This is a genomic window from Brevundimonas sp., from assembly GCF_031412435.1.
In the GTDB taxonomy this organism is placed as follows: domain Bacteria; phylum Pseudomonadota; class Alphaproteobacteria; order Caulobacterales; family Caulobacteraceae; genus Brevundimonas.
Map to the genome: position 1 here is coordinate 24,436 of NZ_JANODA010000040.1, position 11,608 is coordinate 36,043.

Genomic DNA, 11,608 nt, shown 5'->3' on the forward strand with positions numbered 1-11,608 from the left:
CTCCCGCCTGTCGCCGTTCTCGCCTATCTTACAGACACCAGACCGAACGACCGGAAACGACACATGGCCGACATCCTGACCCCCGCCCTCGGCGAATCCGTCTCCGAGGCGACCATCGCCAAGTGGTCAAAGAAGGTCGGGGACCCGGTCAAAAAGGACGAGGTCCTGGTCGAGCTGGAGACCGACAAGGTCTCGCTCGAAGTGGTTTCGCCGTCCGACGGGACCCTGGGCGACATCAAGTTCGCTGAGGGCGACACCGTGACGCCCGGCGCGATCCTGGGCTCCGTGACCGAAGGCGCCGCCGCCCCGAAGCCGGCCGCTGCGCCGGCTCCGGCCGCGAAGGCTGAAGTCGCTCCGGCCGCTGCCGCACCGGCTCCCGCAGCCGCCGCCGCCCCGGCCGCTGCGTCCGCCTCAGTCGACATCACCATCCCTGTCATGGGCGAGAGCGTCGCCGAAGGCGCGGTCGGCAAGTGGTCGAGGAAGTCCGGCGACACGGTCAAGAAGGACGAGATCCTGGTCGAGATCGAGACCGACAAGGTCGCCCTTGAGGTCGTATCCCCCGCCGACGGGGTCCTGAGCATCGCGGTCGACGAAGGCGCGACGGTCACGCCGGGTCAGGTCATCGGCTCGATCTCGGGCTCAGGCGCCGCCGCGGCTCCGGCTGCCGCCACTCCGGCCAGCGCCAACGCGGGCTCGGCCCAGATCTCGAACGACACCCTTTCACCCGCCGTCCAGCGCGTAGTGACCGAGAACAATCTCGACCCGAAGGCCATCGCGCCGACCGGTCCGAAGGGCAACATCACCAAGGGTGACGCCCTGGCTGCGATCGGGGCCGCCGCCGCTGCTCCGGCCCCGGCCGCAGCCGCACAGGCCTTCACGGCGCCGACGCCCGCCCCCGTAGCCGCCGCGCCGGCCGCTCCGCGCGCAGACCAGCCGCGCGAGGAACGGGTCAAGATGACCCGGCTGCGCCAGACCATCGCGCGCCGCCTGAAGGAATCGCAGAACACCGCCGCCCAGCTGACCACCTTCAACGAGGTGGACATGACCAATGTCATGGCCCTGCGGAACCAGTACAAGGAGGCCTTCGAGAAGGCCCACGGCGTGAAGCTGGGCTTCATGTCCTTCTTCACCAAGGCGGTCGTCGCGGCCTTGAAGGAGATCCCGGCGGTCAATGCCGAGATCGACGGCACCGACATCATCTACAAGAACCACTATGACATCGGCGTCGCCGTCGGCACCGAGAAGGGCCTGGTCGTTCCGGTCCTGCGCGACGCCGACGCCCTGACGCTGGCGGGCATCGAGAAGGGCATCGGGGCGCTGGGCAAGGCCGCGCGTGACGGCGACCTGACGCTGGACCAGCTGCAGGGCGGCACCTTCACCATCACCAACGGCGGCACCTACGGCTCGCTCATGTCGACGCCGATCCTGAACGCGCCCCAGTCGGGCATCCTTGGCATGCACAACATCGTCCAGCGCCCGATGGCGGTGGACGGTCAGGTGGTGATCCGGCCGATGATGTACGTCGCCCTGAGCTACGACCACCGGATCGTCGACGGCAAGGAAGCCGTGACCTTCCTGGTGCGCGTGAAGCAGTTGCTGGAAGACCCTGCGCGGGCATTGCTGGACCTCTGATCGGCGCGGATTGCGCAACCAGCCCCACAGGCGTATCTACATACTGTAGATACAGGAGGACTGCGTGGCTGATCCCAAGGCTCGAGGCGTCGCCGAATCCGCGAAGGTCTTCACCCATGGCGGCAGCCAGGCCGTTCGCCTGCCCAAGGCCTATCGCTTCGACACCAAGGAAGTCCTGATCCGCAGGGAGGGTGACGCAGTCATTCTCGAGCCCAAGCCTGCTGAGCGCCGCATGCCTCAAAGTGATGCGGAATGGGAGGAACACTGGGCGCGTCTGGATTCATTGTCGGACGACGAGTTCCCCGATCCACCGCCTCAGACGATCACTCCGGCCAAGACCTGGTGGTGATTCTGTCGCTCGACACTGCCGTGATGATCGACATCATGCGACGGCGATCCTCATTGACTCGGAACAGTCTGCATCAGGCGGTCAGCCTGGGTGCGAAGCCGGTGGTCTCGGCAGCGGTCATGCACGAACTCATCGTGGGATCATGGATGAACCCCAACCCCGTGATCGAACGGGCTCGCATCGAAGAAGCCCTGCTCGGGATCGACGTCGTCGAACTGACTGCTGACGATGCCGAGGTCACAGGGCGGGTCGGCGGCCTGCTTCGACGTAGCGGGCGCCCGATAGGCGACCTCGACACGTTGATTGCCGGTCAGGCCCTCGCACGACAATGGACGGTCGTGACAGGCAATATTCGCCATTTCGGACGCGTAGAGGGTCTGGCGTTGATCGACTGGTCGATCCGACCCGAGCCCTTGTCTCCAGCGGAAATCGCCGAGCGGGTCGCCATTTCAATCTGACCTTTGAGATCCCAAGCCCGCCAGCACCGCCTCTGTATCCGCCCCCAGCGCAGGCGGCGCACTGTCATAGCGGACCGGCGTTTCCGACAGCCGGATCGGCGAGGCGACCGACCGCGTCGGGGCGGACAGGTCATCGCGCGCCAGCTCGATCTCCAGTCCGCGATGCTTCGCCTGGGGTTCGTCGAAGACCTGGTCGATGGTGTTGACGGGGCCGCAGGGGACGCCGGCCGCCTCCAGCCGAGCCATCAGTCCGCCCATGGTCCAGCCGCCCGTGATCGCGGAGATCGCTGCGACGACCTCTGCTCGATTCTCAATCCGTCCGGCATTGGTGACAAAGCGGGCGTCCCCCGCCAACGCCCCGACCTGCAGCACGCCGCACAGGGTATGAAACTGGGCGTCATTGCCGACCGCGATCACCACCATGCCGTCGGAACAGGGGAAGGGCTGGTAGGGGACCAGGTTGGGGTGGGCATTGCCCATCCGGGTCGGGGCCTTGCCTGAGACGAAATAGTTCGTCGCCTGATTGGCCAGCATGGCGGCCTGGACGTCGAACAGGGCGATGTCGACATGCTGGCCCTGACCCGTGGCCCGCGCATGCAGCAGGGCCGCGAGGATGGCGTTCGAGGCATAGAGGCCAGTCGCCAGATCGACCACGGCGACCCCGACCTTCATCGGCTCGGCGCCCGGCGCGCCGTCCGGCTGGCCGGTCACGCTCATCAGCCCGCCCATGGCCTGGATCATATAGTCGTAGCCGGCCTGGGATGCGCGCGGGCCAGACTGGCCGAAGCCGGTGATGGAGCAGTAGACGAGGCGCGGATGGGTCGCCGAGAGGCTGGCGTAGTCGAGGCCGTATTTCTTCAGGCCGCCGACCTTGAAATTCTCGACCACGACGTCGCAGGTCGCGGCCAACTTTCGGATGGTCTCAGCGCCTTCGGGCGAGGCGATGTCCAGCTCGACGGACTTCTTGCCCCGGTTGGCGCACAAGAAATAGGCGCTGTCGCCACGGGTGCCGTCGGTCTTCGTGGTGAAGGGCGGCCCCCAGGCGCGGGTGTCGTCGCCGACGCCGGGGCGCTCGATCTTGATCACCTCGGCGCCCAGATCGGCCAGTGTTTGCGTCGCCCAAGGGCCCGCCAGCACGCGCGACAGGTCGAGGACGCGGACGCCGGACAGCGCCTGGGGTGTGGTCATCCTAGAGGCCGGGATCGAAGGCGCCGGCGTCCCGCATCCGGGTCTCGCGGGCGATCTCGGCGCGATAGCCGAGGTCATCGGCCATCCGCCGGATGTCCGCAGACACCGTCGTCTTGTGCAGGCCGGGGATCACGGCGTGGATGAAGGCGCAGCCGGACAGCTTCGCCAGCCGCACCCCCATGCGCGTCGCGACGCCCGCGTGGTGGATATAGCTTTCCTCGACCTCACGCGGGTGATCGACGAACAGGGTCTTCAGGGCTCGGATCATCCTGACAGCCTAGCTTGAGATGGGCCTCGTCTCTACCCGTCGCGCGCATTCTGGCCTAAACCGGCGCTCGAAACAGGGCCTGCGCGTCACGCTCGCGTGAGAAGCCCCCAAGTATTTGAGGACGCATCCCATGGCCGACGGCGCCGCACCCGTGACCCAGACCTTCAAGTGGGACGATCCGTTCGACATGGAGTCACGGCTGACGGAGGACGAACGGGCGATCCGCGACGCGGCCCGGTCCTATGCCCGCGAACGGCTGCTGCCCCGGGTCGTGGCCGCCTTCCGCGACGAGGTGTTCGACCGGACGATCATGACCGAGATGGGCGAGATGGGCTTCCTCGGCGCCATGCTGCCTGAACAGTACGGCGGCTCGGGCGTCAGCCACGTCGCCTATGGTCTGATCGCGCGCGAGATCGAGGCGGTCGACAGCGGCTATCGCTCGGCCATGTCGGTGCAGTCGTCGCTTGCGATGTATCCGATCTACGCCTTCGGCTCGGAGGAGCAGAAGATGCGCTTCCTGCCCCGGATGGCGGCGGGCGAACTGGTCGGCTGTTTCGGCCTGACCGAGGCCGACGGCGGCTCCGACCCCGCCTCGATGAAGACCAATGCCGTGGCGGTCGAGGGCGGCTACAGGCTGAACGGCGGCAAATACTGGATCACCAACTCGCCGATCGCTGACCTCGCCATCGTCTGGGCCAAGCTCGACGGCGTGATCCGGGGCTTCATCGTCGAGCGCGGCATGGAGGGGTTCACCACCGGCAAGATCGGCGACAAGCTGTCCCTGCGCGCCTCCATCACCGGCGACATCGGGCTGAACGACGTCTTCGTGCCGGAGGCCAATCTGCTGCCCGGCGTGAAGGGGCTGCGCGGGCCGTTCTCCTGCCTGAACAAGGCGCGCTACGGCATCAGCTGGGGCGCGATGGGCGCGGCCGAGTTCTGCTTCCATGCCACCCGCGCGTATGTCGGCGAACGGATGCTGTTCGGCCGGCCGCTGTCGTCGCGCCAGCTGGTGCAGAAAAAGCTGGCCGACATGCAGACCGAGATCTTCCTGGGTCTGGAGGGCGCCTACGCCCTGGGCCGTCTGCTCGACACCGGCGCCTGGGTGCCCGAGGCGATCTCGCTGATGAAGCGCAACAACTGCGGCAAGGCCCTGGCCATCGCCCGCGAGGCGCGCGACATGCACGGCGGCGCGGGCATCACCGGCGAGCTGCATGTGATGCGCCACGCCATGAACCTCGAGACGGTCAACACCTATGAGGGGGCGCACGACGTGCACGCCCTGATCCTCGGGCGGGCCATCACGGGCGAGAGCGCGTTCTAGCCAAGGACCGCGTTCACTCCAGATCCGTCTGGATCCACGTCGGCGAGTGGTGGATGTCGATCGTCTGAAGACGACCGGGCCCCAGATTTTCAAACCGGTGCGGAACGCCTTTCGGTCCAAGCACAACCTCCCCCTGGGCGGCGTCGAGCGTGGCGTCGCCGACGAAGAACCGCGCCCTCCCTTCGATGACGATGAAGGTCTCGTCGTAGGGATGCACGTGGAGGCGCGGACCTTCGCCGACCTTGTCCGTCCCATAGGCGAGGACGGTGACCGAAGCGCCCATGGCGAGCCCATCGATCGATCCGCGCCATGGACCGTCCTTCGAAGGATCGAAGAGCCTTTCCGTGGTCGCGGGACGACCGTCGGCAGTGACGGTCGTCGGATCGAAATCTCTGCGGGCCATTTACCCCTCGCAGCCCGTCGTGCGCTGGCTCCAGCTGATGCCGGCGATGGTCCAGGCGCCGTCCTTGCGGACCATGTCGAAATGGTTGGCGCCGCAGTGGACGACCGCGCCGTCGACCTTGAACAGATAGCGGCCGAAGACCGAGGCCACGTCGCCGTCGATGGCGATGATCGGGTCGGGCATGACCTCCTCGAACCGCTCGGCGCCGGGACGCAGGCCGGCGGCGAACTCGGCGCCCGTCAGGCGGCGGATGGAGCGGGTCCCGTCGGGACGTTCCAGCGCCACGATCATCCGGGCCTCGGGATCGAAATGCGGGGCCAGAAGGCTCCCGTCGCGCGCCGCCAGCGCCGCGAAGGTGGCGTTGACCGGGGCCATGACGGCGACGGCCTCGGCGGAGGCCGGATCGGCGGGCGCGGTCGTCTGGATCGCGAGGGCGGCGAACAGGGCGAGCATGGACATGGCGGCGTCTTCCCATCCGGCGCCGGATCGCGCCGACCGCGACGCTATCACGCCGCCCGAACCCGACAAGCCGCGCCCCCGACCTTGTCTCGTCAGGAAGGATCAGCGGCGCGGGCGGGCCGAACGCCCCAGGATCAAAATGCCGGGCCGGTTTGTTCTGGCGACCGGCCAGACTAAGCTGGCGGGAAGTCGGATCGGGGAAACACGCGTATGAGCAGCACGGACATCGAACAGGCGGCGGACACCGATCCCTTCGCGGCCCTGGCGGAGGTCTTCGCCGGCCGGCGGGCCCTGGTGCTGGAGGACGATCCGGCCCTGGCCGAACATGTGTCGGACCGGCTGCTGCGCGCCGGGTTCGAGGCCGTGGACTGCGTCGATGCGGGCGAACAGGCCCTGTCGGCGGCGGCGACCCATGCCTATGACATCCTCATTCTCGACCGGATGACCAGGGGGCTGGACGGTCTGGAGACCCTGAAGCGTCTGCGGACGTCGTCCGGTCCGTCCTCCGATGCGCCCGCCCTGATGCTGACCGCCCTGACGGGGGAGCGGCAGCGGGTCGAGGGCCTGCTGGGCGGGGCCGACGACTATCTGTCCAAGCCGATCGGCGACGAGGAGCTGCTGGCCCGGATCGCGGCCCAGCTGCGTCGCGTGGCCCGTCGCGCCAGGCCCGCCAACGCCGACCTGATCAACGGCCCGTTCCGCCTGTCGCCGGGCGCCCGCACCCTGAAGCTGACAGTCGAGGGGGCCGAGCGGCTGATCGACCTGTCGCCGCTGGAGTTCGCCATCGTCTCGGAACTGATGACCGCGCGCGGCCAGCCGGTGACCAAGACCATGCTGTGGGACCGCTGCTGGGTCGAATGGACCTTCCTGCCCGACAACTTCGTCAACATCATAGACGCCCGCATCTCGGCGCTGCGGCGCCGGTTGAAGGAACAGGCCCCGGAACTGGGCGAGGACCTGCATCCGCTGATCGTCTCGGCCCGCAGCCAGAGCCTGATCTTCCGCGATCTCGACGCCACGTGATCCCTTGAGTCGGGTCGCGGCGATCTGGCGCAAGGTCCGCCCCGAGGGTCTCATGACCTGGATGGCGCGGCGGACCCTGACCCAGCTCGCCTCGGGCCTCGCCGTCATGGCGGCCCTGGCCCTGACCGGGTCGTTGATCGTGACCGGCCAGGCCGCCCGGCTGGACCAGCGCCAGCAGGCGGCCCTGTCGGCCCTCGACGACTTCGGCGCCATCGCTTCCAAGCTTCCCGCAGACACTTCGATGGACGCCTCGGCCATGACCGAAGGGGACGCCGCCTATATGTCGGCCTTCCTGAGCGCCTTCCAGGACGGGCCGACCCGCAGCGTCACCACCCTGGAACAGACCTGCCGCACCGGTCAGGGCGGCGCCGGCGTGCGCCTTATCCGCGCCCCGGTCGGCAAGCCGGCCGGGTTACTGGCCCTGGAGACCGCGCGGGCCCAGCGTCTTCCGGGACTGGGCGAGGGCGTCTATCTGATCCGCCTGGAGGCAGGCCAGCTGTGCCTGTCGCGGGGCGTCGATGTCATCGTGGTCAAGCGGCCGATAGGTTCCCTGTCGATCATCGTCGGCCGGGTGGTCGACCCGGCCGGCGTCGCCTGGCGCTGGGCCGTGCTGGCCGTAGCCCTGACCGGCGGCCTGATCCTTGTGTCCGGCCTGACCGCCGCCCTGTTCGCCCGCCAGCGTCTGACCAGCGCCATCGCCGAAGTCAGCCTGGTGCTGGACCGCGCCGCGCTGGGAGACTTCTCACGCCGCGCGCCCGACGTGGCCGTCGCGCCGGAACTGACCCAGCTGTCCATCCAGGTGAACCGCACTCTGGATCGGCTGGAGGAACTGTTGAGCTGGCTGCGCGATTCCGCCGATCAGCTGGCGCATGATTTTCGCACGCCGCTGGCCCGCGCCTCGGCCCGTCTCGACAAGCTGATGGAGACAGAGGACCCGGTCGAACGAATGCGGCTGGGCGAGGCGGCGGGACGGGACATCGCCGAGATCACCCGGGCCATGAACGAGGCCATGGCGCTGCGCGACGGCGAGGCCTGGCTGTTCGAGAGCGTGCGGCTGGACGTGCTGGCCGAGGCGGCGGTCGAACTCTATCAGCCGATCGCCGACATCCGGGACATCCGGATCGTGGCCGAGGGCGAGCCGGTCTCGGTGCTGGGGGTGCGGTCCCTGCTGCAGCGGGCCGTGGCCAACCTCGTCGACAACGCGGTGAAATTCTCGCCCGACGGCGGCCGTGTCACGATCCGCGCCTGGGATTGCGAAGACGGTCCCTGCCTGTCGGTCGCCGACCAGGGTCCGGGCATGTCCGGCGCGCCATCGACGGCCCCGCGCGGTCCCGACAGCCACGGCATGGGTCTGGCCTTCGTGCGCGCCATCCTGCGCCGCCACGGAGGCCAGATGACGATTGATGACGCGAAGCCCGGAGCCATCGTCACGGCCAGGTTCTCGCGCTAGGCTTCGCTCAACTTCTGGGGATACAGCATGACGCGTCTTCGCCTTCTGACCGGTTCGGCCCTCGCACTGACGCTGCTGGGCGCCGTCGCCGGCGCCGCCCAGGCCCAGAGCGCTCCTGACTCCCCCCTGCCCTATGACGCCCGCCGGGGCGTGTTCAGCTTCGCCACCGGCCTGGAGCGGTCCTTGCCGGCCGTGGTCCAGGTGACGACGCTCGGCATGTCGGCCGGCCCGACCACCGGCGAGACCGAGCCGACCCCGGTCTCCAGCGGCTCCGGCGTCATCATCGACGCGGCCAACGGCATCATCGTGACCAACCACCACGTCATCGAGGACGGCCAGAAGTTCCGCGTCGACATGGCCGACGGACGGCTCGTCGACGCCACCCTGATCGGGTCCGACAAGGCGACCGACATCGCCGTCCTGCAGATCAACGCCTCGGGCCTGTCGCAGGTCGAGACGGTCGATTCCGACACCTTGCGGACGGGCGACCTGGCCTTCGCGGTCGGCTATCCGCTGGGCTTGGACCAGACCCTGACCATGGGGGTGATCTCGGGCCTGGGGCGCTCCGGCATGGGCGATGCGGTCGAGGACTATATCCAGACCGATGCGGCCGTGAACTCGGGCAACTCGGGCGGTCCGCTGCTGGACAGCCGGGGCCGGTTGATCGGCATCAACACCTCGATCCTGTCGGGTGATTTCGGCGGCGGTAACGATGGCATCGCCTTCGCCGTCCCGACCCGCATTCTGATGTTCGTGGTCGAGCAGCTGCGGGCCAACGGCGAGGTCACGCGCGGCCGGATCGGCGCGACCCTGGGCTCGCTGAACGCTGAACGCGCCGTCGAGGCCGGTCTGGGCTTCGTGCGCGGCGCCATCGTCGAGGACGTCCTGCCGGGCTCCCCGGCCGAGCGCGCGGGCCTGCAGCGCGGCGACATCATCACCCGTATCCAGAACCGCCCGGTCGCCAACGCCGGCTCGGTCCAGGCGACGGTCGGCATCGCCCCTCCCGGCACCCGCATCAGCCTCGTCTATCTGCGCGACGGGCGCGAGGCGACGACGTCGCTGAACGTCGAGGTCCAGTCGACCGTTCCGGTCCAGCTCGGCGCGACCTCGCTCCAGGCCTATGGCGCGAACTTCCGCGACGTGAAGCCTTCGGACGGGATCAGCGCCCCGGGCGCCCTGGTCGTGGCGGTCGAGGGTGGCTCCACGGCGGCTCAGCAGGACCTGCGCGCCGGCGACCTGGTCACCGCCGCCAACGGACTGTCGGTATCCGGTTTCCCTGAACTGGCCCGGGCCCTGTCAGCCACGGCCGGCGCTACCCTCACGGTCCAGCGCGGCGATGAGAGCGTCGAGATCGTCCTGGCGGCTGCGGACTGAGCAAACCCAGGCAGGCGCTTCTTGATTTCCTGAGGAGCGCCACCCGCGCTCAAGCCGTGAGCGACCGCGTCGCGAGCGATGGCCCCCAAACAACAAAGCTGTGTGGCGTTACGCGCCACACAGCAAAACCCCCGCCGTGCCGGAGGGGGGAGGGGTGGCAGGGCGGGGGTCTCGCTTTGGAGGAAGCGTCGGCCCGGCGAAGCCATACGCGGCATCATCCAGGGGGGCTGGGGGGGCTGTTCAGGATCCGGGACGCTACCGAACTCCGTCAGGCCGACGCTCACTGTTTCGCCGCCCAACCGGGCCGCCGAAGGACCGAAACGGGGCCATTTCGTGTCGTGGCTAATTTCGTGTTTGCAGGCCCGTTCCGGCGGCGCTGGCGTTTGTCCGCACCGAGCCTAGATTGCCGGGGATGACCTTCGATTCCGGCGCCAACGACAGCAGCGCACACCCCTCGTCCGTCTTCTTCGAGCGGCGCGAGCTGGACCTGATCCTGCGGGTCTACGGCCGGATGGTCGCCCAGGCCGAGTGGCGCGACTACGCCATGGTCGGCGGGAAGGAGGCCGCCGAGTTCGCCGTCTTCCGCCGGTCCGGCGATGCCCCCGCATACCGTATCGAGAAGCGCCCGGCCCTGCAGACCCGCCAGGGCCAGTGGTCGGTCATCGGCGAAGGTGGCGTGGTCCTGAAACGGGGGCGTGAGCTGAATCAGGTCCTGCGCGTCTTCGACAGCCGCAAGTTCCAGGTGGTGGAATAGACAGGGGTTGGTGGCTCATGACGGGTGGCTGGAACGGGTGCGCTCTGGCCACCCGTCACCAACCACAAGGCACGGAAAGGGCCCCGGCGTTTCCACCGGGGCCCTCGATTCTTGTTTGCCTATGCTCGCCTCGCGGAGGCTCGCGACTTGAGGCTAGTTCCGGTTGCCGCCCATGAAGGCCAGCAGGAACTGGAACAGGTTCACGAAGTTGATGAACAGGCTCAAGGCGCCGAAGCCCGTGGCCACGCCCATCGCCGCGTGATCGCCGCCCAGCTGGTAGTAGGTCATCTTCAGGCGCTGGGTGTCGTAGGCGATCAGGCCCGAGAAGATCAGCACGCCCAGACCAGAGATGATCAACGCCATCGTGCCCGACTGCATGAACATGTTCACGACCGAGGCGATGATCAGGCCGATCACGCCCATGATCAGGAACGATCCCATGGCCGTAAGATCCTTCTTGGTCGTGTAGCCGATCAGGCTCAGCGCGCCGAAGGCGGCGGCCGTCACGAAGAAGGTCGAGGCCAGGCTTTCGCCGGTGTAGCGCAGGAACAGGATGCCCATGCCCGCGCCGATCGAGGCCACCACGGCCCAGTACAGCATGTTCACGCCGCCGGCCGTGGGGTTCTTCATGAAGAACATCGAGCCGAACAGCAGGACCAGGGGCAGGAACTGGATGATCATGCCCAGAACCGTCATCCCGACGCGACCGTCAGGTCCCACAGCGAAAAGCAGTTGCTGCACCGCCGGCACGTTGCCGGTTGCGTAGGCCAGGACGCCGGCGACCACGAGGCCGAGGGCGAGCTTGTTGTAGACGCCCAGCATGAAGCTGCGCAGGCCCGCGTCCACGGCCATGTCGGCCTTGGCCGGAGCCGGCGTCGAGTAGCCGTTTCTGAAGTCGCTCATCGCGAGTGTCTTCTCCTGTTGAGGCG

13 protein-coding genes are annotated in these 11,608 nt (G+C 68.2%); 8 read left to right on the plus strand and 5 right to left on the minus strand.

Annotated features, from left to right (window positions below):
* Positions 1-63: 63 nt before the first annotated feature.
* The 3 genes from odhB (at position 64) to RMO01_RS07270 (ending at position 2,439) form a co-directional block, all read left to right on the plus strand.
* The gene (gene odhB / locus RMO01_RS07260) at positions 64-1,632 is read left to right on the plus strand and encodes a 2-oxoglutarate dehydrogenase complex dihydrolipoyllysine-residue succinyltransferase (RefSeq protein WP_309628374.1); all 1,569 of its coding nucleotides are present in this window, start codon (positions 64-66) and stop codon (positions 1,630-1,632) included.
* Positions 1,633-1,696: 64 nt separating this feature from the next.
* Positions 1,697-1,981 carry an AbrB/MazE/SpoVT family DNA-binding domain-containing protein gene (locus RMO01_RS07265; RefSeq protein WP_309628375.1) on the plus strand — a complete coding sequence of 95 codons (285 nt, stop codon included), beginning with the start codon at positions 1,697-1,699 and terminating at the stop codon, positions 1,979-1,981.
* On the plus strand, positions 1,885-2,439 hold the full coding sequence (locus tag RMO01_RS07270; RefSeq protein WP_309628376.1) for a PIN domain-containing protein: 555 nt from the start codon (positions 1,885-1,887) through the stop codon (positions 2,437-2,439). The genes RMO01_RS07265 and RMO01_RS07270 overlap by 97 nt, the downstream gene beginning before the upstream one ends.
* On the opposite strand, the gene RMO01_RS07275 is transcribed toward RMO01_RS07270, so the two are convergent.
* Entirely contained in the window at positions 2,431-3,627 is a 1,197-nt protein-coding gene (locus RMO01_RS07275) for a CaiB/BaiF CoA-transferase family protein (RefSeq protein ID WP_309628377.1), read from the minus strand. The genes RMO01_RS07270 and RMO01_RS07275 overlap by 9 nt on opposite strands.
* Before the next feature lies 1 nt (position 3,628).
* Positions 3,629-3,895 (minus strand): DUF6356 family protein, encoded by a 267-nt coding sequence (locus RMO01_RS07280; RefSeq protein WP_309628378.1) that lies wholly within the window; start codon positions 3,893-3,895, stop codon positions 3,629-3,631.
* Between the two features lie 130 nt (positions 3,896-4,025).
* Between RMO01_RS07280 and RMO01_RS07285 the strand changes: the two genes are divergently transcribed.
* A complete protein-coding gene (locus RMO01_RS07285; protein WP_309628379.1) occupies positions 4,026-5,216 on the plus strand; it encodes an acyl-CoA dehydrogenase in 1,191 nt (396 codons plus the stop codon).
* Between the two features lie 13 nt (positions 5,217-5,229).
* On the opposite strand, the gene RMO01_RS07290 is transcribed toward RMO01_RS07285, so the two are convergent.
* Both RMO01_RS07290 and RMO01_RS07295 read right to left on the minus strand, forming a co-directional pair.
* Positions 5,230-5,619, minus strand: coding sequence for a cupin domain-containing protein (locus tag RMO01_RS07290; protein ID WP_309628380.1), 390 nt, complete (start codon positions 5,617-5,619; stop codon positions 5,230-5,232).
* Positions 5,620-6,078, minus strand: a complete 459-nt coding sequence (locus RMO01_RS07295; protein ID WP_309628381.1) for a nuclear transport factor 2 family protein — start codon at positions 6,076-6,078, stop codon at positions 5,620-5,622.
* Between the two features lie 210 nt (positions 6,079-6,288).
* Between RMO01_RS07295 and RMO01_RS07300 the strand changes: the two genes are divergently transcribed.
* The 4 genes from RMO01_RS07300 to RMO01_RS07315 all read left to right on the plus strand — a co-directional run bounded on the left by RMO01_RS07300 (position 6,289) and on the right by RMO01_RS07315 (position 10,679).
* A complete protein-coding gene (locus tag RMO01_RS07300; protein WP_309628382.1) occupies positions 6,289-7,101 on the plus strand; it encodes a response regulator transcription factor in 813 nt (270 codons plus the stop codon).
* Positions 7,102-7,105: 4 nt separating this feature from the next.
* On the plus strand, positions 7,106-8,551 hold the full coding sequence (locus tag RMO01_RS07305; RefSeq protein WP_309628383.1) for a HAMP domain-containing sensor histidine kinase: 1,446 nt from the start codon (positions 7,106-7,108) through the stop codon (positions 8,549-8,551).
* Positions 8,552-8,578: 27 nt separating this feature from the next.
* Positions 8,579-9,925, plus strand: a complete 1,347-nt coding sequence (locus RMO01_RS07310) for a trypsin-like peptidase domain-containing protein (protein WP_309628384.1) — start codon at positions 8,579-8,581, stop codon at positions 9,923-9,925.
* A gap of 412 nt (positions 9,926-10,337) precedes the next feature.
* Positions 10,338-10,679, plus strand: a complete 342-nt coding sequence (locus RMO01_RS07315; RefSeq protein ID WP_309628385.1) for a DUF2794 domain-containing protein — start codon at positions 10,338-10,340, stop codon at positions 10,677-10,679.
* Positions 10,680-10,832: 153 nt separating this feature from the next.
* On the opposite strand, the gene RMO01_RS07320 is transcribed toward RMO01_RS07315, so the two are convergent.
* Positions 10,833-11,582, minus strand: coding sequence for a Bax inhibitor-1/YccA family protein (locus RMO01_RS07320; RefSeq protein ID WP_309628386.1), 750 nt, complete (start codon positions 11,580-11,582; stop codon positions 10,833-10,835).
* Positions 11,583-11,608: the final 26 nt, after the last annotated feature.